The organism is Streptomyces sp. NBC_00335 (assembly GCF_036127095.1).
In the GTDB taxonomy this organism is placed as follows: Bacteria; Actinomycetota; Actinomycetes; order Streptomycetales; family Streptomycetaceae; genus Streptomyces.
In genome coordinates this window covers 1,092,608-1,112,210 of the sequence record NZ_CP108006.1, presented here as the reverse complement: position 1 = coordinate 1,112,210, position 19,603 = coordinate 1,092,608, and the positions used below count along the sequence as shown (strand labels likewise).

At 72.0% G+C, this 19,603-nt stretch carries 17 protein-coding genes; 12 read left to right on the top strand and 5 right to left on the bottom strand.

Going from position 1 to position 19,603, the window contains the following annotated elements; all coding sequences use genetic code 11:
- Positions 1–61: 61 nt before the first annotated feature.
- Together OHA37_RS05120 and OHA37_RS05115 are read left to right on the top strand one after the other, a co-directional pair.
- Entirely contained in the window at positions 62–3,085 is a 3,024-nt protein-coding gene (locus tag OHA37_RS05120) for an alpha-mannosidase (protein WP_266902903.1), read from the top strand.
- A gap of 166 nt (positions 3,086–3,251) precedes the next feature.
- Positions 3,252–3,926 (top strand): DUF4328 domain-containing protein, encoded by a 675-nt coding sequence (locus tag OHA37_RS05115; protein ID WP_266902901.1) that lies wholly within the window; start codon positions 3,252–3,254, stop codon positions 3,924–3,926.
- A 31-nt stretch (positions 3,927–3,957) separates the two neighbouring features.
- Here OHA37_RS05115 and OHA37_RS05110 read toward each other — a convergent pair whose 3' ends face one another.
- A complete protein-coding gene (locus tag OHA37_RS05110) occupies positions 3,958–4,671 on the bottom strand; it encodes an alpha/beta fold hydrolase (RefSeq protein ID WP_266902899.1) in 714 nt (237 codons plus the stop codon).
- Between the two features lie 396 nt (positions 4,672–5,067).
- Here OHA37_RS05110 and OHA37_RS05105 point away from each other — a divergent pair, with 396 nt between their 5' ends.
- The 4 genes from OHA37_RS05105 to OHA37_RS05090 all read left to right on the top strand — a co-directional run bounded on the left by OHA37_RS05105 (position 5,068) and on the right by OHA37_RS05090 (position 8,393).
- Positions 5,068–6,081: a L,D-transpeptidase gene (locus tag OHA37_RS05105; protein WP_266902897.1), complete on the top strand. Its 1,014-nt coding sequence runs from the start codon at positions 5,068–5,070 to the stop codon at positions 6,079–6,081.
- Positions 6,082–6,413: 332 nt separating this feature from the next.
- Positions 6,414–6,965, top strand: a complete 552-nt coding sequence (locus tag OHA37_RS05100) for a hypothetical protein (RefSeq protein ID WP_266902895.1) — start codon at positions 6,414–6,416, stop codon at positions 6,963–6,965.
- 439 nt (positions 6,966–7,404) lie between these two features.
- Complete coding sequence (locus OHA37_RS05095; RefSeq protein WP_266902893.1) at positions 7,405–7,995, top strand: DUF4328 domain-containing protein; 591 nt, start codon at positions 7,405–7,407, stop codon at positions 7,993–7,995.
- Positions 7,996–8,168: 173 nt separating this feature from the next.
- On the top strand, positions 8,169–8,393 hold the full coding sequence (locus tag OHA37_RS05090) for a hypothetical protein (RefSeq protein ID WP_266902891.1): 225 nt from the start codon (positions 8,169–8,171) through the stop codon (positions 8,391–8,393).
- A gap of 189 nt (positions 8,394–8,582) precedes the next feature.
- Here OHA37_RS05090 and OHA37_RS05085 read toward each other — a convergent pair whose 3' ends face one another.
- Complete coding sequence (locus OHA37_RS05085) at positions 8,583–9,392, bottom strand: Ig-like domain-containing protein (RefSeq protein WP_266902889.1); 810 nt, start codon at positions 9,390–9,392, stop codon at positions 8,583–8,585.
- 188 nt (positions 9,393–9,580) lie between these two features.
- On the opposite strand from OHA37_RS05085, the gene OHA37_RS05080 reads away from it, so the two are divergent.
- The 3 genes from OHA37_RS05080 to OHA37_RS05070 are packed head-to-tail and all read left to right on the top strand — an operon-like array spanning position 9,581 to position 13,378.
- A complete protein-coding gene (locus tag OHA37_RS05080; RefSeq protein WP_266902887.1) occupies positions 9,581–11,605 on the top strand; it encodes an oxidoreductase in 2,025 nt (674 codons plus the stop codon).
- A 58-nt stretch (positions 11,606–11,663) separates the two neighbouring features.
- Entirely contained in the window at positions 11,664–12,080 is a 417-nt protein-coding gene (locus OHA37_RS05075; RefSeq protein ID WP_266902885.1) for a PaaI family thioesterase, read from the top strand.
- A complete protein-coding gene (locus tag OHA37_RS05070; RefSeq protein ID WP_266902883.1) occupies positions 12,077–13,378 on the top strand; it encodes an MFS transporter in 1,302 nt (433 codons plus the stop codon). Before OHA37_RS05075 ends, OHA37_RS05070 begins: the two co-directional genes overlap by 4 nt.
- 27 nt (positions 13,379–13,405) lie before the next feature.
- Here OHA37_RS05070 and OHA37_RS05065 read toward each other — a convergent pair whose 3' ends face one another.
- The gene (locus OHA37_RS05065; RefSeq protein WP_266902881.1) at positions 13,406–14,218 is read right to left on the bottom strand and encodes a DeoR/GlpR family DNA-binding transcription regulator; all 813 of its coding nucleotides are present in this window, start codon (positions 14,216–14,218) and stop codon (positions 13,406–13,408) included.
- 127 nt (positions 14,219–14,345) lie between these two features.
- Between OHA37_RS05065 and galT the strand changes: the two genes are divergently transcribed.
- The 3 genes from galT to OHA37_RS05050 all read left to right on the top strand — a co-directional run bounded on the left by galT (position 14,346) and on the right by OHA37_RS05050 (position 17,610).
- Positions 14,346–15,419, top strand: coding sequence for a galactose-1-phosphate uridylyltransferase (gene galT / locus OHA37_RS05060; protein ID WP_266902879.1), 1,074 nt, complete (start codon positions 14,346–14,348; stop codon positions 15,417–15,419).
- Positions 15,416–16,582, top strand: a complete 1,167-nt coding sequence (gene galK, locus OHA37_RS05055) for a galactokinase (RefSeq protein WP_266902878.1) — start codon at positions 15,416–15,418, stop codon at positions 16,580–16,582. Before galT ends, galK begins: the two co-directional genes overlap by 4 nt.
- A 185-nt stretch (positions 16,583–16,767) precedes the next feature.
- Positions 16,768–17,610 carry an alkaline phosphatase family protein gene (locus OHA37_RS05050; protein ID WP_323182308.1) on the top strand — a complete coding sequence of 281 codons (843 nt, stop codon included), beginning with the start codon at positions 16,768–16,770 and terminating at the stop codon, positions 17,608–17,610.
- A 73-nt stretch (positions 17,611–17,683) separates the two neighbouring features.
- Here OHA37_RS05050 and OHA37_RS05045 read toward each other — a convergent pair whose 3' ends face one another.
- On the bottom strand, positions 17,684–18,868 hold the full coding sequence (locus OHA37_RS05045) for a cytochrome P450 (protein ID WP_266902877.1): 1,185 nt from the start codon (positions 18,866–18,868) through the stop codon (positions 17,684–17,686).
- Positions 18,858–19,565 (bottom strand): tRNA-dependent cyclodipeptide synthase, encoded by a 708-nt coding sequence (locus OHA37_RS05040; protein ID WP_266902876.1) that lies wholly within the window; start codon positions 19,563–19,565, stop codon positions 18,858–18,860. The genes OHA37_RS05045 and OHA37_RS05040 overlap by 11 nt, the downstream gene beginning before the upstream one ends.
- Positions 19,566–19,603 lie beyond the last annotated feature (38 nt).

Below are 19,603 nucleotides of genomic sequence, written 5' to 3'. Positions count from 1 at the left end.
CGGCGGCCCACCGCCCGACCGAGCGCAGGATCGCAGTCCACCCCACCTTGGAGCAGCCGTCATGCACGACGACCGCAGCATCACCGAACACCGCCTCCGCCGTGTCCTCAAGGAGCGCATCAAGCCCGCCGTCCACTCGCGCTCGGTCCCGCTGACCGTCGAGCGCTGGGAGGCACCCGGCGAGCCCGTCCCCGTCGCCGAGGGCCTGGCGGCCTCCTACGAACCCTGCGCCATCGGCGACCTGTGGGGCCCGGCCTGGGGCACCACCTGGTTCAAGGTCACCGGCACCGTCCCCGCCGACTGGGCCGGCCGCACCGTCGAAGCCGTACTCGACCTCGGCTTCGACCGGATGATGCCCGGCTTCCAGTGCGAGGGCCTGGTCCACCGCGCCGACGGCGGCGAGGTCAAGGCGCTCAACCCGTACAACGACTGGGTGCGCGTCGCCGACCGCGCGGCCGGCGACGAGAGCATCGAGTGGTACGTCGAAGGCGCCTCCAACCCGATCCTCGTCGACCACTCCGTCACCTACGAGGGCGACAAGCGGACAAGCGGCGACCAGCCCCTCTACCGGCTCGCCCGGATGGACCTCGCCGTCTTCGAGACCGAGGTCTGGGAACTCGTACAGGACCTCGAAGTCCTCTACGACCTGATGACACAGCTCGACGAGCGCGATGCCCGGCGCTACGAGATCCTGCGCGCCCTCGACTCCGCCCTCGACGCGGTGGACCTCTGCGACGTCCCCGGCACCGCGGCCGACGCCCGCGCGCGGCTCGCCACCGTACTGGCCGCCCCCGCCAACTCCTCCGCGCACCGGATCAGCGCGATCGGCCACGCCCACATCGACTCCGCGTGGCTGTGGCCGCTGCGCGAGACCGTGCGCAAGGTCGCGCGGACCACCTCCAACATGCTGGGCCTGATGGAGGAGCACCCCGAGTTCGTCTTCGCCATGTCCCAGGCTCAGCAGCTCGACTGGATCAAGACCCACCGTCCCGAGCTCTTCGAGCGGGTCAAGAAGAAGATCGCCGACGGGCAGTTCGTGCCGGTCGGCGGCATGTGGGTCGAGTCCGACACCAACATGGTCGGCGGCGAGGCCATGGCCCGCCAGTTCCTGTACGGCAAGAAGTTCTTCATGGACGAGTTCGGCATCGAGACGAACAACGTCTGGCTGCCCGACTCCTTCGGCTACACCGCCGCCATGCCGCAGATCGTCAAGCTCTCCGGCTCGAAGTGGTTCCTGACGCAGAAGATCTCCTGGTCCCAGGTCAACAAGTTCCCCCACCACACCTTCTGGTGGGAGGGCATCGACGGCACCCGCGTCTTCACGCACTTCCCGCCGGTGGACACCTACAACTCCGACCTCGGCGGCGCCCAGCTGGCCCACGCCGCGCGCAACTACCAGGAGAAGGGCCGGGGTTCGCGCTCGCTGGCCCCCTTCGGCTGGGGTGACGGCGGCGGCGGCCCGACCCGCGAGCAGCTCGGCCGCGCCAAGCGGCAGCGGGACCTCGAAGGCTCCCCGCGCGTGGAGATCGAGCGCCCCGACGCGTTCTTCGAGAAGGCGCATGCCGAGTACGAGGACGCGCCCGTCTGGGCCGGCGAGCTCTACCTGGAGCTGCACCGCGGCACCTACACCTCCCAGGCCAAGACCAAGCAGGGCAACCGGCACAGCGAATCACTGCTCCGCGAGGCCGAGTTGTGGGCGTCCACGGCCGCGGTGAAGGTCCCGGGGTACGCGTACCCGTACGAGGACCTGGAGCGGATCTGGAAGACCGTGCTGCTCCACCAGTTCCACGACATCCTCCCCGGCTCCTCCATCGCCTGGGTGCACCGCGAGGCGCGCGAGACGTACGCCAAGGTGCGGGAGGAGCTGACGGCGATCACCGTGGCCGCGCAGACCGCTCTCGCGGGTGAGGGCGAGGAGGAGCTCGTCTTCAACTGCGCCCCGCACGCCCGGCGCGGGATCCCGGCCGGCGGGGCCGGCCTGCCGGCGGCGGCCGCGCACCCCGTCACGGTGGAGGAGCGGCACGGCGGCGGCCATGTCCTCGCCAACGGGCGGCTCCTCGTGGAGATCGACGGCCGCGGGCTGATCGTGTCCGCGTACGACCTGGAGGCCGGGCGGGAATCGGTCGCACCGGGGGCCGCCGCGAACCTGCTCCAGATCCACCCCGACTTCCCGAACATGTGGGACGCGTGGGACATCGACGAGTTCTACCGCAACAAGGTCACGGACCTGGTGGACGTGGACGCGCTGGAGGTCGCCGAGGCCGGTCCGGCATCGGGCGCCGTACGGGTGACCCGCTCCTTCGGCCTGTCCCGCGTCGTCCAGACGCTCACGCTCCGGGCCGGGGCCAAGACGGTGGACATCGTCACGGACGTGGACTGGCGCGAGACGGAGAAGTTCCTCAAGGCGGCCTTCCCGCTGGACGTCAAGGCCGAACGATCCGCCTCCGAAACGCAGTTCGGACACGTCTACCGGGCCACCCACACGAACACCTCTTGGGAGGGAGCCAAGTTCGAGATCTGTGCGCACCGCTGGATCCACGCGGAGGAGCCGGGCTGGGGGGTCGCGGTCCTCAACGACTCCACCTACGGCCACGACGTGACCCGCGACATGCGCCCCGACGGCGGCCAGACCACCACCGTCCGCCTCTCCCTCCTGCGGGCCCCGCGCTACCCCGACCCGGAGACCGACCAGGGCGCGCACACCCTGCGCTTCTCGCTGGCCCCCGGCGCGGCCGTCGGCGACGCGGTCCGCGAGGGGCACGCGCTGAACCTGCCGGAGCGCGTGCTGCGCGGCGCGGGCCCGGTCGCCCCGCTCGTCGCGGTCGACACGGACGCGGTGGTGGTCGAGTCGGTGAAGCTCGCCGAGGACCGCAGCGGCGACGTGATCGTCCGCCTCTACGAGTCCCGGGGCGGCCGCGCGCACGCCACCCTCGCGGCGGGCTTCCCGCTGTCGGCGGCCATCGAGAGCGACCTCCTGGAACGCCCCCTGGAGGGCACGGCCGTCTCCGCCCCCGCCCCGGACGGGACGATCCCGCTCACCCTGCGCCCGTTCCAGATCGTCACGCTCCGCCTCCACCGGGCCTGAAACCTCCACCGGGCCTGACCTCACCGCCGGGCCTGACACCACCGCCGCAGGGCGCCCGCGCGCCGGGGCGCCCTGCGGCGCGGGCCCACCGGTGCCGTATGTTCTGCCTTCCCGCCCCAGCAGGCGGGTTTCCGCATGTCAACGCACCCGTGGGGGGTCCCTCGTCATGTCCGCCGGTCCCGGTTCCGCAAGACTGTCTCCGCTCGGCGCGCCTCCGGCGCGCTCGCTGCTCCGCTCGCCGAAGGGACTGGCCACGGCTCTGACCGTGCTGCTCGGCCTGTGCGCCCTGACCCGGCTGCTCGCCGTGGCCGCCGGGGTCAACCGGTACTTCCGGCTGGACGAGCACACCGAGCCCGTCGGGCTGGGACACTCGGGGACGCTGCTCACGATCTCGGTGAGCCTGTTCATGACGGCCATGATCCCCGCAGCGGTGGTCTTCATCGTCTGGTTCCACCGGGTCCGGGTGAACGCCGGGGTGTACGCGCGGGGAGCCATCCGGGGCGGTGCGGGCTGGGCGATCGGAGTCTGGTTCATCCCGGTCGTGGGCTGGACCGTCCTGCCTTGCCTGATCGCGATGAAGGTGTGGGCGGCCAGCGCGTCGAGGCTGCCCGGCAAGGCCGCGCTGACCTCACCCGCCCCCGTCTTCGTCTGGGCCGGAACGTTCGGAGCGGCGATGGTGGCGTCCGTCGCCGCCAACCGGTCCGCGGCCACAGCTCTGAGTGACGACGCCGTGCGCGACGCCGTCCTGTTCGGCGCGGCCTCGGACCTGATCTACGCCGTGGCGGCGGTGGCCGCCATCCTCTTCGTGCGCCGCCTCTCGGCCCTGCAGTCGGCAGCCTGAGCGACGCCCCGGCCGGTGATATCGGCCGGGATCATTCCGTGAGGAAGGCCGCGACGGCCGCCGTGAACTCCGCGGGCGCCGCCGCGTGGATCAGGTGGCCGTACGCGAGGGTGATCAGGCGGGCGTCCGGGATGCGGCGGACCACCTCGTCGAAGGAGGCGGGCGCCAGGTGGCTGGCGGGGCCGCCGTACACGACCAGGGTCGGGGCCGTGATCCGGGACAGGTCCGCCAGCCAGGCCGGGTCCGGGCGGTCGAGCTGGGGGCGGACCGCGAGCACCATCGCCCAGTCGAAGGAGAGCTCGCCCTCGGGGCGTACGGGGGCCGAGGCCTCGCGGGGGAGCGGCGCGGGGGCGTCCTCCAGGACGAGGCGGCTGATGCGGTGCGGCTGCGCGGCGGCGGCCAGGTACGCGACGACCCCGCCCATCGAGTGGCCCACCAGGTCCACCCGGTCGAGCCCGAGGGCGTCCAGGAAGCCCAGTACGTCGTCCCGCATGAGCGGCAGCGAGTACGCCGACGGCCACGCGCTGGCTCCGTGGCCGCGCAGGTCCAGCGCGAACACCCGCCGCTCCCGCGCGAGTTCGTCCCGTACGGGCACCCAGTCGGCGGCGGTCTCGCCGAGCGCGGGGAGCAGGAGCACCGGCGGTCCGGCCGGCGGGCCCGTGACCTCGTAGGCGAGGCGCACTCCGCCGTTGACCGTCACGGTGCGCCGCTCGACCGGCGGGGTGCTGCTGGGCTTCGGCGTCATCCGGCAGAGGGTAACGTCCGGCAGCGGATGGCGGTGAACTGCTTGGCGGCGTCCGGCCTGGCGATGTGCTGACCGACCGTGTCCCCTAGTACGTAGAGCCCCACGGGCCCACCGGGTGGGCGGGCAGCGCACGCGGCTCAGAGCACCCGGGACTTCGCAATGCGTTGGGCGACCACCGGCTTGTCGAGGTGGCGGCGGACGTCGTGGGCACGCCCCTCCTGGCTGCCGCCTGCCCGAGCCATGAGCGGGGACCCGGCTTCCGGCCTGGCCGATCCGCGACGAGACGGGCCTGTCGTTTGTCACACAACGGTCATCAGCAGATAAGAACCGCTTGTCTGACGGCAGCCGTCCTCACAGCTGTACCAGCCAGCCCTTTCCAGAGAAGAGCCGTCCACCATGATGCGTGTTCGCCCCCAGACGACCCCGGCGGCTTCCGTCCGCGGTCGTGGCCGCGCCGCGGCCCCGCTGTTCGCCGCCGTCGCCGGGCTGTTGCTCCTCACGGCCTGCGGCTCCGGCGGGGACACGGTTCGGGCGGACGACTCGAAGGTGTCCGCCGACGTGGCGGGTGTGCAGGCCGCGGCGTCACAGGCGGCCGTTCCGCCGAAGGTGACCACCGGAGCCGTACTGGACTTCGACCTGATTCCGGGGGCGGGGAAGACGGTGGGTACGGGTCAGCCGGTGTCCTTGCAGTTCGAGAAGCCGGTGAAGGACAAGGCCGCGGTGGAGAAGGCGTTGACGGTCACCGCGTCGACCCCGACCGAGGGTTCCTGGGGCTGGGTGACCACACCCTCGGGCCACGACCGCCTGGACTGGCGCCCCAGGGACCCCTGGAAGCCCGGCACGGACGTCACGGTCAAGGGCACGCTCACCACGGTCGACCCCGGCGGCGCGCACTTCGACCGCGACCTGAACCGGACGTTCAAGATCGGCCGTGACCAGCAGCTGACCGCCGACCTCGACACCCACCGGCTCATCGTCGAGCGTGACGGCAAGGTGGTGAAGTCCATCCCCATGTCCGGCGGGCAGCCCGTCAAGGGCCGCCAGTCCCGACTGGGCACCTACGCCCTCAAGACCCGGGAACCCAAGGTGCACATGACCTCCGCGTCCGTGGGCGGGCCGGTGGACTACGACGTGGTGGTCAACTGGGGCATGCGGGTGACCGACACCGGCGCCTACATCCACGAAGGGGTTCCCGAGGCGCAGAAGTACGTCGGCAACACCAACCACAGCGCCGGCTGCATCGGCATGACCCCGGCCGATGCGAAGTGGATCTTCGACAACACCATCCTCGGCGACCTGATCACGATCAAGGGCCAGGAAGCCATCAAGAACGCCGACGGCCCCGGCAACGGATACGCCGACTGGAGCATCGGCTACGACGAATGGAAGAAGCTCAGCAAGGCCTCCTGAACCACCGCCCGGCCACCACGCCCCGCTTCCCTCCGAACCGGCCCAACGCTTCGCCCTCGCGGCCCCGTCCGCTCGCCGGCCACCCCGCCATCCGGCCGGCGGGATGGCCGGCCGCCACCTGCACCAAGAGAACAACCATCCTGCCGACAGCCGGACCGTCCGCACCTGACAGAATCTCGGTTTCCTGCCTTCGACGATGGAGAAACAGCGTGCGTGGCTTCATACGGGGGGTGGCGGTGCTCCTTGTCCTGTCCTCCGCAGCAGCGGGCTGCACCAGTGGGAAGACCGGAGAGACGGGACAGAAGGGGGAGGAGGGAGAGAAGGGGCGCGCGATGCTCACCTCGGCACAACTCGCGGACGCCCTGCTGGCAGGCAAGCACTCCGGGTTCACCGTGATGCCCGAGCGAGATCCCTTGCTGGAGGAAGAGGACGTCGTCACGGCGTCCGATCCGGCCTGTCGGCCGCTGACCGACCTGACGAGCGTCAAGCCCAAGCACCAACCCACCGGGACGGTTTGGGCGGTGCTTCAGGACAAGAACGGAAACACCGGCGGGAGCATCGTGCTCTCCAGTTTCGCGACGGGTGAGGCGAAGGGCTGGATGAGCGAGCTGAACGCGGCTCTCACCACGTGCAAGAGCTTCTCGGCTTCCTCCCAACGCGGCTGGTCGGACCCGGTCACCCTGGCGGCGCTGCCGGCAGTCGACGTGGGTGACGAATCCGTCTCCTACTCCGTGACCGCCGACGAGGCTCCCGCCAAGCGGCAGATCATGACGATCGTGCGAACCGGTGGCTCACTGGCCGTCTATCTCACCCCCTCGGATGGACAACCCGCTCCGGTCTCGCTCATGAAGCGTCAGCACGAGCAGCTGGAGACAGCCGGCTAGCACACCCTGCCGGAGACGCGTGCCGAGCAGTTTCGGCGATGCTGCTCGGACTCGGCGTAGAGGCGCTCGGCGAAGGCGCCGAGGGCCGTCCAGTCCGGTCGCGGTAGTCGGGTACGAAGGAGAGCCGCTCGTCCCAGGTCGCGGCTCCGGATGGCTTGCCATCGGCCGATGTCCGGACGCAGTGCGCGACGGTGACGGCCGGTCGACCGTCTCGCGCCCGTTTGGGGTTGATGCCTCGACATGTCCCCCCTCAAGATCACTTGATCTCCCCGCAGCCGACTGGCAGAGTCCGGCGGACGGCCGCACCAGGCGGTACGGATCAGCACCCAACCCGAAACTCCGGCATAGCCGGGAGTGCCGAGGGGCGCCGCGCGCGTCAGCCGGCCGCCTTCCTCCTTTTCGCGTCACACGTTCACGTTCCCGTGGGGGGTACCACTTCATGTCCTACAGCACGCCCGGCTCGCCGCCACCCGCGGCGCCTGACCCCAACTACGCCCACCAAGCGATACCCGTCCAGCCGTTGCCGGGCTGGAACTCGCTGCCTGACACGCCCCGCCCGCCCCGTGGCCTGTCCATCGCCACGATCGTGCTGCTCTCGGTCTCCGGCGCGTACGCCCTGCTCCTGGCAGGAGCCGGCCTTTACGTCCGCTCGGTACTGGAGAGCGGCCGGTACCCCGACGCGGGCACGGCCGACAGCCTCACCCCGCCGGACGCGCTCATGGCCTTGGCCGCCCTCATCCAGATTCCGCTCCTGCTCGCCACTGCCGGCGTCTTCATCACCTGGTTCTACCTCGCGCACAAGACCGCCAAGGCCTTCAGGCCCGACACGGCAACCCGGTCGAGCGGCTGGGCCATCGGCGGCTGGTTCATCCCCTTCGGCAACCTGGTCATCCCCGTCCGCGTCGCCAGGGAGACCTGGGAAGCGAGCCGCCAGCTCAGCCCCAACGGCTCCGACCGGCCCACCTCGACCGCGTTCATCACCTGGTGGTGGCTGATGTGGATCCTGTCCCTGCTCGCCGACCGCGTGTAATACGGGTCCCTGTACGACAGCGCCACCGACGCGGCGGGCCTCTCCGCCGCCGCCGGCGCAGCCGCCGTACAAGGCGTGCTGTCGCTCGTGGCCGCCCTCCTCGCGATCCGCTTCGTACACAGACTGGCCGCCCTCCAGACCACACGGGCGGCATCAGGACCGTACGCACCCGAGTGACAGGGCCGGGCAAGGCGCGACAACCCAGAAGCCGGGTCGGCGTCCAGGGACTCGGCCCCAGGGCGTGTACCCCTACTCCGTCGGCCGACGAAGACCAGCGACGCCGACGGGAGCTGACACAGGCCGCCCTCCTGCTGGAGGACGCCGCACGGACCGCGACGGACGAGGCGACGAAGGCCGCCATGGCCAAGACGGCCGGGATGCTGCGGTCCGCCATGTAGGGGCTGCCGGTCGCTACGGAGGTCCGCCAGGGCCGGACAGTGGAGTTGCCGCCGACCGGCCCCACCCCGCGGTACGTCCGGGCTGGATGCCGTTCGGCTCCGAGTCGCGCCCGAACAGCCTCTGGCGGCGACCAGGAGCAGCGCGAGCGGTACGCACACGACCGGGCGGGCTCCGGCGCGCCGTCGGGCTCAGCTCTTGGAGGCGCCCAGGGTGCTGCCCCGCAGCCATTCGTCCCAGCTCAGGTTCCAGTCGCCGTAGCCGTTGCCGAAGTGGTCCATGGGCTTGCCGGTCGTGCCCGTCACCTCGATGACGTCGCCGCCGCTGACCGGGATGGTCCGCAGGGGCGTGCCGTCCTTGACCACCGTGAGCGTGTGCGCGGCGAGGTCCACCTTGCTGACCATCGCGGGGCCCACCCGGAAGGTCAGCCTGCGGTTTCCGGCGGCGGTGCGGTCGTCCAGCTTCACTCCCGCGAGCCTGGCGTCGAGGGTCACCTCGGTGCCCGCCGGCCAGTACTCCCGCGGCCGGAAGTGGAGGTGCGTGTCCCCCTTGGCCTCCGCCCAGTGCCAGGCGCCGACGACCCCGGTGGAGGTCTTGATCTCCATGCGGCCCTCGATGCCGGCCCGGAGCGCGGGGTCCACCTTCTGGCCCTTGAAGGCCAGGGAGACGGGCTGGCCGATGCCGACCGTCGTGCCGTGCGCGGGGGCGATCGCCGGGCGCACCTGGCGGGGCGGGTTCCGCAGGAGCCGGGCCTCGGGCGCGGGGGAGCGGGTCGGGTCGGGGGCGGGCCCGGGCGCGGTCGACGGTGGGGAGGCGGCCGTGTCCACGGGGTCCACGGCGTCCGCCGCGGCCTTGCGGCCGAGCCGGTCGGTGTCGGACTCGGCGATGGCGCAGCCGGCGAGGAGCACCGTGGCCGCGGCGCCGGCAAGGGCCGCGCGCAGAGCGGGGGCGCCGTGGCGCATGCGGGCGGCACGGCGCTCGGGGGCGGGGAATGCGGGCATCCCCCCATCCTTCGCGATCACCCCGGCCGTGAACTGCGCCACAGGTCCCGCCGGTGAAGGCCCTTGGCCCTGGGAATCGGCGGATCTCCGGGGCGCGGGGTTCCGCACTCGGTTGTGCACCTAGTTGCATAATAAGCGCCCGCTCAGCTAGAACAGGTTCATCACCCCCGCGCGAGGAGGCGCCCCTCATGAGTCCCCAGAGCCGGTACCCGCACCTGCTGAGCCCCCTGGACCTCGGCTTCACCACCCTGCCGAACCGCGTGATCATGGGCTCCATGCACACCGGCCTCGAAGAGCACGAGCGGGGCTTCGAGCGCCTCGCCGCCTTCTACGCCGAGCGTGCCCGCGGCGGCGCCGGCCTGATCGTGACGGGCGGCATAGCCCCGAACGACGCCGGCCGGCCCTTCGAGGGAGGCGCCCGCCTCACCACCGAGGAGGAGGCCGCCGAGCACCGGGTGGTCACCGACGCGGTGCACGCCGAGGGCGGGAAGATCGCGATGCAGATCCTCCACTTCGGCCGCTACGCCTACCACAAGGACCTGGTCGCCCCCAGCGCCCTCCAGGCTCCCATCAGCCCCTTCGTCCCGAACGCGCTCACCGACGCCGAAGTCGAGCGCACCATCGAGGACTTCGTCCGCGCCGCCCGCCTCGCCAAGCTGGCCGGCTACGACGGCGTCGAGATCATGGGCTCCGAGGGCTACCTGGTCAACGAGTTCATCGCCGCCGCCACCAACAAGCGCACCGACCGCTGGGGCGGCGCCTACGAGAACCGCGTGCGCTTCCCGCTGGAGATCGTCCGGCGCACCCGCGCGGCCGTCGGCGAGGAGTTCATCCTCGTCTACCGCCTCTCGATGCTCGACCTCATCCCCGGCGGCTCCACCCTCGACGAGGTCGTCCACCTCGCCAAGGAGATCGAGGCGGCCGGCGCCACCATCATCAACACCGGCATCGGCTGGCACGAGGCCCGCATCCCCACCATCGCCACCTCGGTCCCGCGCGGCGCCTACACCTGGGTCACCAAGCGGCTGATGGGCGCGGTCTCCGTCCCCCTCGTCACCAGCAACCGCATCAACACCCCGGAGATCGCCGAGGAGTTGCTCGCCGACGGCCGCGCCGACCTGGTCTCGCTCGCCCGCCCCTTCCTCGCCGACGCCGACTTCGTCGCCAAGGCCGCCGCCGGCCGCTCCGAGACCATCAACACCTGCATCGGCTGCAACCAGGCCTGCCTGGACCACACCTTCAGCGGCAAGCTCACCACCTGCCTGGTCAACCCGCGCGCCTGCAACGAGACGGAACTCATCCTGTCTCCGACCCAGTTGAAGAAGCGCGTCGCCGTCGTCGGAGCCGGCCCGGCCGGCCTGGCCTGCGCCGTCTCCGCCGCCGGACGCGGCCACGCCGTCACCCTCTACGAAGCCTCCGGCCACATCGGCGGCCAGCTCGACATCGCCCGCCGCATCCCCGGCAAGGAGGAGTTCGAGGAGACCATCCGCTACTACGGCACCCAGCTCGCCGAGCACGCGGTCGAGGTCAAGCTGAACACCCGCGCCGACGTCGAGACCCTGCGCGGCTACGACGAGGTCGTCGTCGCCACCGGCGTCACCCCCCGCATCCCGGACATCGAGGGCGTCGACGGCCCCAACGTCGTCAGCTACCTCGACGTCCTGCGCGACGGCGCCCCCGTCGGGCAGCGCGTCGCCGTCCTCGGCGCCGGCGGAATCGGCTTCGACGTCGCCGAGTTCCTCACCGACAGCGGCGAAGGCGCCTCGCAGGACCCCGAGGTCTACTTCCGCCACTGGGGCGTGGACACCGCCTACACCGGCCCCGGCGGCCTCACCGCTCCCGAGCGCCCCGTCCCGCCGCGCCAGGTCCACCTGCTCCAGCGCAAGACCACCAAGGTCGGCTCCGGGCTCGGCACCACCACCGGCTGGATCCACCGGGCGGAACTCAAGCACCGCGGTGTCGTCTCCGTCGCGGGGGCCGCGTACGACCGGATCGACGGCGAGGGCCTGCACATCACGGTGGAGGGCGAGCAGCGCCTCGTACCCGCCGACACGGTGGTCCTGTGCACCGGCCAGGAACCGCGCCGCGACCTGTACGAGGCCCTGCGCGCGGCCGGCATCGAGGCGCACCTGATCGGCGGCGCCGACGTGGCCGCCGAACTGGACGCCAAGCGGGCCATCCGCCAGGGCACGGAACTGGCCGCCACCCTCTGAGGCGCGCCTGGCGCAAAGGGAGTTGTGGCGGCCCGGGCCGGGCCGCCACAATCACCCGGTGACGACGCTGACACCGGCAGACGCGGACAAGATCCTCCACGACAACTTCGCCCCCTGGGTGCTCGCCCTCGGACTCACCGTCCAGGAGACCGGCGAACGGCACGCCGTACTGCGGCTGCCCTGGTCCGACACCCTCGCCCGCGACGGCGGGGGCCTCAGCGGCCAGGCCCTGATGGCCGCCGCGGACACCGCCACCGTCATCGCGATCTCCGCCGCGCGCGGGGCCTACGGCCCGATGACCACCGTCCAGCAGTCCACCAGCTTCCAGCGGCCGGTGGTCGGCGCCGATGTGCTGATCGACGTACGGGTCACCAAACTCGGCAAGCGGATGGCCTTCGCCGACATCACCATGACGCCCGAGGGCGCCGAAGAACCGGCCGCGAAGGCCTCCACCGTCTACGCCCTGCTGGGATGACGGGCCAACGTCCCGGACTGATCCACAACCGCTCCTTCACCGTCTTCTGGCTCGGCCAGGCCCTGTCGGTGCTCGGCGGCTCGGTATCGATGCTCGCCCTGCCGCTGCTCGTCCTCGACGCCACCGGATCCCTGGTCGAGCTGGGCCTGATCACGGCCCTCTCCGGGGTCTTCGCCATCGCCACGGGAACCTTCGCGGGCCATGTGGTGGACCGGGTCGACCGCCGCCGCCTGATGATCGGCTGCGATCTCGCGCGGGCGGTGCTGCTGGGCTCCGTACCGCTGGTGTGGTCCTTCGCCGGCCCGCAGATCTGGCTGCTGTACGTCCTGACCGCGCTGGTCACCGTACTGAAGACGCTCTTCGACGTGGCCTACGTGAGCGCCGTGCCCTCCCTGGTCGAACCGGGCGACCTGGCCGCCGCCAACGGACGGCTGATGGGCACCTTCGCCCTCGGCACCCTCCTCGGCCCGATCGTGGCGGGCCTGCTCGTCGCCGGGGTCGGCGGATCCTGGGCGCTGGCCCTGGACGGGGCGACCTTCCTCGTCTCGGCGGTCAGCCTGCGCTGGGTGCGTTTCGGTGCCCGGGGGAATGATGCGACTCCCCGGCCGGAGGCGAAGACCTCCCTGCGCGCGGTGTTCGTGGTCGGCTTCCGCTTCCTGTGGGCGCACGCCCTGCTGCGCCCGCTGACCGTCCTGCTGACCCTCCTCACCTTCGTCACGGTCGGTGCCACCGACCTGCTGATCTTCCGCCTCCGGGACGACCTCGAGCGCGCCCCGGCGACCGTCGGCTACGTGATGGCCGTGAGCGGCATCGGCGTCGTGTGCGCCTCCTTCGCGGCCGGGCCGCTGCGCCGGATCCTCGGCTTCGGCCCGTGCTGGCTCGGCGCGGTCGCGCTGATCGGCGTGGCGGTGGCGGGCATCGGGGCCAGCAGCAGCGTGCCCGTGATCGCGGCGATGGCCGCCCTCTTCATGTTCGGGCTGACGTTGGGCGGCATCAGCTCCATGACCCTGCGTCAGGAAGTCACCCCGGACCACCTGCTCGGGCGGGTCACCTCCGCCTTCTGGACGGTCCACAACGCCTCGGGCCCGCTGGGAGCCGCCGCGCTGACCGCCCTGGCAGCCCGGCACGGGGTCCCGTCGACGAGCCTGGCCGCGGGAGCCCTCTGCCTCCTGATAGCCGCCGCGGGCCTCCTGACCCCACTCCGCTCCGCCCGCCCGAACCCGCCGGTGCCGGTGGAGCCCCGGCGGCGTTCGTGGTCACACTCGGCTCGACCCGAAGCATCCAGAGGGGAGAAGTGAGGAGCGCGTCGGCGCCCGAGCGGTGGCTCAGTCCCGCTGCTCGCCCGCGACGAGGAGTTCGCCCACCTCATCCGTGAGCGCGGCGCGGGCGGGGGCGGGCAGGCCGGCGTCGGTGATGAACCAGTCGGCCTGGTGGAGCGCGGCGAAGCCGCTGAGGCCCACCACGCCCCATTTGCTGTGGTCCGCCACGACGGCGACCCGGCGTGCCGAGGCGACCAGGGCCCGGTTGGTCTGGGCCTCCATGAGGTTCGGGGTGGTCAGCCCGGAGCCCTGCGCCACCCCGTGCGCGCCGAGGAAGAGCAGGTCCACGTGGAGGGAGGCGATCGCCTGGTCGGCGAGCGGTCCGACGAGGGCGGCCGAGGGGGTGGGGGAGCCGCCGGTGAGCAGCAGGGTGGGGGCTTCGGCCCCGCGGCCCAGGGCGTCGGCCCACACCAGCTGCGCCACCGGGAGGGAGTTGGTGACGATCGTGAGCCGCGGTACCCCGAGGAGCCGGGCGGCGACGGCGTGCGCGGTGGTGCCGCCCGAGACGGCGACCACGCTGCCCGGCTCCACCAGGGTCGCGGCCGTGTCCGCGATGGCGGCCTTGGCGTCGCCCTCCAGGTCCGACTTGGCCTCGAACCCCGGCTCGTGCCCGCTCGCCCCGGCCGGGGCGACGGCTCCGCCGTGGACCTTCTCCACGACCCCGCGCCGTGCGAGGGCGTCCAGGTCCCGGCGGACGGTCATGTCCGAGACGCCGAGCTGACCGACCAGGTCCGCCACCCGCACCGCACCCTCGCGCCGGACCGCGTCCAGGATGAGAGCACGTCGCTGGTGGGCCAGTTGGGCAGCCTGCTCGGCCACGGGTCGCTCCAGGGAATCGGCGAAACCGGTCAGAAGGCAGCAAGATAACACGGCAATGTTGTTGGAGTCTGAGGGAAAGATCGGCGTGGGCTGGTGGAAAATGTTGGAGAGTGTTTATTCTCGGCGGGTGAAGAAGACCCTCGCGAAACTCGCGGACGGCCGCGAACTGATCTACTTCGACGCCGGCGAAGGTGCCGTGCGCGAAGCGCCCGACCTGCGCCCGCTCGATCCGGTGGACAGCCGCCCGGAACTGCGGCGCGACGAGGCCACCGGTGACTGGATCACCATCGCCTCGCACCGCCAGAACCGGATCTACCACCCGCCCGCCGGCGAATGCCCGCTCTGCCCCTCCCGGGACGGCCGGCTCAGCGAGATCCCCGCCGCCGACTACGAGGTGGCCGTCTTCGAGAACCGCTTCCCCTCCCTCGCGGGCGAGGCCGGACGCTGCGAAGTCGTCTGCTTCACCCCCGACCACGACGCCGGATTCGCCGACCTCACCCCGGCCGCCGCACGCCTGGTGCTGGACGCGTGGACCGACCGCACCGCGGATCTCTCCGCCCTCCCCGGAGTCGAGCAGGTGTACTGCTTCGAGAACCGGGGAGCCGAGATCGGGGTGACCCTCGCCCATCCGCACGGCCAGATCTACGCCTTCCCCTTCGTCACGCCGCGCACCGCCAAGATGACGGCCGCCGCGGCGGCGCACCGCGCCGCCACCGGCCGCAACCTCTTCGAGGACCTGCTGGCCACGGCCCGCGCCGCCACCGAGCGGGTGGTGACGGCAGGGGAGCACTGGACCGCCTTCGTGCCCTACGCCGCCCGCTGGCCGTACGAGGTCCACCTCTACCCGAACCGCCGGGTCCCCGACCTGACCTGCCTCACCGAAGCCGAGCGTGCCGAGTTCCCCGGCCTCTACCTCGACTTGCTGCGCCGCTTCGACCGGCTGTTCCCCGTACCGGATCAGGAGTCGGAGACGGAGGCGGAGCGGCCGCAGGGGCCTGCCCCCACCCCGTACATCTCCGCGTGGCACCAGGCTCCCCGCACCGGCGGGGAGGAACTGGCCCTGCACTTGGAGCTGTTCACCATCCGCAGGACCCCCGACAAGCTCAAGTTCCTCGCCGGGACGGAGTCCGGGGCGGAAGCCTTCATCAACGACGTGGCCCCCGAGACCGCGGCACGACGACTGCGGGAGGCCCTCGCGTGAACCGGAACGAGCGGGCCGCGAGCACCTTCACGAAGCTCTACGGAGGCTCTCCCGACGGGATCTGGGCGGCGCCCGGCCGGGTCAACCTGATCGGTGAACACACCGACTACAACGACGGGTTCGCCCTCCCCATCGCCCTCCCGCACACCACCCTGCTCGCCGCCCGCGCCCGTACGGACGGGCGACTGCGGCTGCACAGCGCACAGGGCGACGGCCGGACCATCGAACTGGCCGTGGCCGCCCTGGCCCCCGGAGCCGTGCCGGGCTGGGCCGCGTACCCGGCCGGTGCGGTCTGGGCCCTCGCCGAGGCGGGACACCCCGTCGGGGGCGCGGACCTCCACTTCGACAGCACGGTCCCCACCGGCGCGGGCCTCTCCTCCTCCGCCGCGCTGGAGTGCGTGGTCGCCGTCGCCTACGACGAGCTGCACGGCCTCGGGCTGCCCGGGCCCGAACTGGCCCGGATCGCCCAGCGGGCGGAGAACGCCTTCGCCGGCGTGCCCTGCGGGATCATGGACCAGATGGCCTCCGTGTGCTGCACCACCGGGGCCGCCCTCCACCTCGACGCCCGCACCCCGGAGCTGCACCGGCAGGTGCCCTTCGACCTCCCGGGGCAGGGACTCGGACTGCTCGTGATCGACACCCGGGTCTCCCACGACCTGGGCGACGGGGCGTACGCGGCCCTGCGCGCGGGCTGTGAACGGGCGGCCGGGCTGCTCGGCCTGCGCGCCCTGCGGGACCTGCCCGCCGGAGACCTCGCGGCGGCGCTGGACGACCTCCCGGTGGAACTCGTCCCGCTGGTCCGCCACGTGGTGACCGAGAACGGCCGGGTCGCCGAAGCCGTCGCCCGGCTCCGGGCGGACGACGCGGCCGCCCTCGGCCCGATCCTCACCGCCGGTCACGCGTCGCTCCGCGACGACTACCGGGTCTCCTGCCCGGAGACCGACCTCGCCGTGGCGGCCGCGCTGGACGCCGGGGCCCTCGGCGCCCGGATGACGGGAGGCGGCTTCGGCGGCTCCGTCATCGCGCTGGTGGAGGCGGGGCGCGAGGACGCGGTGGGCGACCACGTCACGGCGGCCTTCGGCGCGGCGGGCCACCGGCTCCCGCGGCTCCTCACCGTCACCCCGGCGGAGGGCGCGCACCGCCTGCAGGCGGGGGCTCCGTAGGCCGCCGACTCGCCCTGTGGGCCGCGGGGCCGCAGGGCCGCGGGGCCATAGGCCCGTAGGTCCACAGCCCCGTAGGCCCGTTGGCCCGTAGGCGCAAGGGACACCAGGCCGGCCCCGCGCCCACGCGCACCCACCCGCCCATCCACCCATCCACCCATCCACCCACGGACACTCTGGACGCTTCCATGCCCACTCAACACGTCCTGGTCGTCGGCATCGACGGCGTACGGCTCGACCTGCTGGCCGAGCTGGACACCCCCCACCTCGACGAGATGGCCGGCGAGGGCTTCCTGGCCCCCGTCGAGATCGACGAGGCCACGCCGACGATGTCCGGGCCCTGCTGGGCCACCATCGCCACCGGGGTCACCGTGGCCAAGCACGGGGTCTGGGGCAACCGTCTCGACGGCAACCGGCTCGACGTCTTCCCCGACTTCACCACCCGTCTGGCACTCGAATGCGGCCGGCGGACCTTCGCCGCCGGCGGCTGGGCCCCCCTCTTCCTCGCCCAGCAGGGCGGCCCGCTCTTCACCGCACCCAGCCGGCTCGCCTTCATCGCTCCCCGCGCGGACACGCCGGAGGGCTGGGAAGAGGTCGACGAGGCCGTGACGGCCGAAGCGGCGCGCGTCCTGGGCTCCGGAGAAGACCTCGACGCCTCCTTCGTCTACCTCGGAGCCGTCGACGAGACCGCCCACTTCCTCGGCTGCGGCCCGGAGTACCGCCGGGCGATCGAGACGGCGGACCAGCGCCTGGGCCGGCTGCTCAAGGCGGTCCGCGACCGTCCCGGCCACCCCGGGGAGCAGTGGACGGTCATCGTGGTGACCGACCACGGCCACCGCGACGAAGGGGGCCACGGAGGGCGCAGCGAGCTGGAGCGCACCGCCTGGGTGGCGGCGAGCGGTCCCGGCCTGGTCGCGGGCGCGACCCCGCCGGCGGTCCGGCACACCGATGTCGCCGCCCATGTGTACGCGGCGCTGGGCATCGGCCTGGATCCCCACTGGACCCTGGACGGCGCCCCCTTCACCGCGTGACGCGGTACGGTCCGCCACGGCGAGCGGCCCCGCCCGGAGTTCCGGGCGGGGCCGCTCGTCCACTACGGTCCTGCTACCAGAGGACGGGGAGCCGCTCCGGGAGCCGCTTCATGAACCGGGTGCGCCAGACGAGCTGGTCGACCGGCACGGCGAGCTGGAGGCGGGGCATCTTCTCCAGGAGCACCTCGATGGCGATCTCGGCGTGCCGCTTGCCGAGCGCGGTGGCGGGGCAGTAGTGCTGTCCACCGCCGAAGGAGAGGTGGGTGCCCGCGTTCTCCCGGTCGATGTCGACGACGTGGGGGTCGGTGAACACGGCCGCGTCGGTGTTGGCGGCCTCGACCAGGACGAGGAGGAGCTCCCCCTTCTTCACCTCGACGTCCCCGAGGGTGAGGTCTTCGAGGGCGAGACGGGGCAGGCCGTCGGCGATCGAGAGGTTGACCCGCAGGAGTTCGTCCACGGCGCCCGGGATCTTCTCCGGCGACTTCCGCAACTGCTCCCACACGTCCGGGTTCTGGAGCAGGGAGAAGACCGCCATCGTCAGGAAGCCCATGGTGGAGATGACCCCGGCGCCGAACAGGGTGACCCCGACCGTGGCGAGCATCTCGTCGGTGAGGTGCGCGTACTGGGGGTCCGTGCGCAGGGCCGCAAGCTCGGAGACGAGCCCGGTGGTGGCGGGGTCGTCGAGGCGCTCGACCATATAAGCCATGTCCCGGTCCCAGTTGAGCTTGGCACCGGTGACGGGGCAGGCCGAGTTCATGAACGCGATGTCGAGGCTGGACGCCAGGCGCGGGGCGTCGGCCTGCGGGATGCCGAGGATGCGGCAATGCAGGTTCTCGGCGTACGGGTTGGTGAACTGGCTGCGCAGGTCGACCGGCGCCCCGTGGGTGAGGAGGCCGTCGACGAGTTCGGAGGCGTGGCCGCGCATCCAGTCGGTGAGGCCGTCGGTCTTGGGGTTGATCGCCTTCAGCACGGCCTTGCGCAGGCCTGCGCCGGTGATGTTGCCCATGTTGTTGACGACCTCGGGCGGGATCGTCAGCGCGTACTGGCGGGGCACGCCGGGCGCGGAGGTGTCCTTCAGGCTGAACCGGGGATCTTCGAGGACCTGCTTGCACAGTTCGTACGAGGACACGAGCCAGGCCTCGTCACCGGCGATCGTGCGCACCCGCTTGACCGGCTCGTCACGCAACGCCTCTACCTCGTGCGGGAGTTGGTCACCACGTGCGGAGAACGGGAAGTCGAGGAGGGTCTCAGTGGACATCGGTTGATCCTTCGGCGGGGGTGATGACGGCGTGGCCCTGGTTGCGGGAGGCGCGCAGACCGGAGCCGCGCGAGTAGAGCAGTTCCGCCATCGGCAGGAGCTGGTGGTAGCAGTTCAGGGAGGACGGCACCCCGAGAATGGCCGGGGTGTCGAGGAAGAGCGGCGCTTCGGCGCAGACGTACTCCAGGCAGACCTCGCGCTGCCGGGTGGTGGCGGTCTTGCCGCCCAGCACCTTGGAGGAGAGGAACGAGTCGACCAGGGAATTGCAGGTGCTGCGGAATTCCGGGTCGCTGTCGAGCAGGTTGTACAGGTGGCTGTGGAGCCTGCGGTAGGCGGGGATGTCGGTGAGGGCCGACATGGGGCGGGCGCGCAGGCGCTCGCCGCTGGGGTCGGCCTCGGCCGCCGCGTTGTTGACCTTGGCGCGGACGCCGCGCAGGTTCTTGACCGCCTTGCGCCGGGCTTCGTCGGCGTCGTAGCCGAGGGCCTCGTACATCTCGGCCACGTGCAGGTCGGTGTAGATGATGTCCACCTGCGCGAAGTTGCGCAGGCCCCACTGGGCGAGGTCGAGGACACGCTGGGCGGAGAAGTAGCTGTTCCCGGGCGAGATGCCGATCACGGCATGATCGCCTTCGGTGTGGATCACCTGGCAGTGCGGGGTGAACGGCCTGACTGTGAAGACTTCGGTCGCTGTCGTCAACAGGTGTCGGGTCCTTCGCGCCGCAAGTCCCGTGGGGC

What these genes read in the sequence shown, in the direction of transcription:
- OHA37_RS05120 (WP_266902903.1), top strand. Translation starts at nt 62, where the DNA reads ATGCACGACGACCGCAGCATCACCGAACACCGCCTCCGCCGTGTCCTC.
- OHA37_RS05115 (WP_266902901.1), top strand. Translation starts at nt 3,252, where the DNA reads ATGTCCGCCGGTCCCGGTTCCGCAAGACTGTCTCCGCTCGGCGCGCCT.
- OHA37_RS05070 (WP_266902883.1), top strand. Translation starts at nt 12,077, where the DNA reads ATGACGGGCCAACGTCCCGGACTGATCCACAACCGCTCCTTCACCGTC.
- OHA37_RS05045 (WP_266902877.1), bottom strand. Translation starts at nt 18,868, where the DNA reads ATGTCCACTGAGACCCTCCTCGACTTCCCGTTCTCCGCACGTGGTGAC.
- OHA37_RS05095 (WP_266902893.1), top strand. Translation starts at nt 7,405, where the DNA reads ATGTCCTACAGCACGCCCGGCTCGCCGCCACCCGCGGCGCCTGACCCC.
- OHA37_RS05085 (WP_266902889.1), bottom strand. Translation starts at nt 9,392, where the DNA reads ATGCCCGCATTCCCCGCCCCCGAGCGCCGTGCCGCCCGCATGCGCCAC.
- OHA37_RS05080 (WP_266902887.1), top strand. Translation starts at nt 9,581, where the DNA reads ATGAGTCCCCAGAGCCGGTACCCGCACCTGCTGAGCCCCCTGGACCTC.
- OHA37_RS05100 (WP_266902895.1), top strand. Translation starts at nt 6,414, where the DNA reads ATGCTCACCTCGGCACAACTCGCGGACGCCCTGCTGGCAGGCAAGCAC.
- OHA37_RS05050 (WP_323182308.1), top strand. Translation starts at nt 16,768, where the DNA reads ATGCCCACTCAACACGTCCTGGTCGTCGGCATCGACGGCGTACGGCTC.
- OHA37_RS05105 (WP_266902897.1), top strand. Translation starts at nt 5,068, where the DNA reads ATGATGCGTGTTCGCCCCCAGACGACCCCGGCGGCTTCCGTCCGCGGT.
- OHA37_RS05110 (WP_266902899.1), bottom strand. Translation starts at nt 4,671, where the DNA reads ATGACGCCGAAGCCCAGCAGCACCCCGCCGGTCGAGCGGCGCACCGTG.